Origin of the sequence: Mycobacterium asiaticum (assembly GCF_001668675.1) — a bacterium.
GTDB lineage: Bacteria > Actinomycetota > Actinomycetes > Mycobacteriales > Mycobacteriaceae > Mycobacterium > Mycobacterium asiaticum_D.
In genome coordinates, this window is the sequence record NZ_LZKQ01000053.1 from 1 (window position 1) to 806 (window position 806).

The window sequence follows — 806 nt, forward strand, 5'->3', positions numbered from 1 at the left end:
CCGAAGCTGGGGAACGTGGTCGCGGCCGGCAATACGCTGCCCAGGCTGGGCAGGGTCGGGAAGGTCGGCAGGATGGCGCGGTCGATGTGTAGCGGGCCGATGCCGATGAGGTTGTCGCCGACCAGGCCGATGCCCAGGTTGTGGTTGCCGATGTTGAAAAAGCCTTGGTTCCAGTTGCCCTGGTTGCCCACCCCGAGTGCGGACAGGAAGGACAACGGCAGGCCGGAGTTGAAGGTGCCGGTGTTGCCGATGCCGATGTTCATGAACCCGTTGTTGCCGATACCGACGTTGCGGGCACCGGCGTTGAACGCCCCGACCAGGTCGGTGCCGTTGTTGCCGATGCCGAAGCCGCCGAAGGTGGTGATCGGGTCGGTGGGGGTGAAGAACGGGCTGGTGTTGTTGATGCCGAAGTTCAGGGTTCCGGTGTTGAAGAAGCCGATGTTGCCTTCACCGACGTTGCCGTAGCCGAAGCTGGGGAACGTGGTCGCGGCGGCCGGCAGGCTTGGCAGGCTGGGCAGGCTGGGCAGGCTGGGTAGTAGGGCGCGGTCGATGTGTAGCGGGCCGATGCCGATGAGGTTGTCTCCGACGAGGCCGATGCCCAGGTTGTGGTTGCCGATGTTGAAGTAGCCCTGGTTCCAGTTGCCTTGGTTGCCGATGCCGAAGGCGGTCAGGATCGATAGCGGCGGGCCGGAGTTGCCGATGCCGGTGTTGCCGATGCCGATGTTGAGGACGCCGTTGTTGGCGATGCCGACGTTGCGGGCACCGGCGTTGAACGCCCCGACCAGGTCGGTGCCGTTGTTGCCGAT

General features: G+C 64.9%; 1 pseudogene. It reads right to left on the minus strand.

Going from position 1 to position 806, the window contains the following annotated elements:
- Positions 1 to 806, minus strand: a pseudogene (locus A9X01_RS30345) (hypothetical protein); the annotation flags it as partial.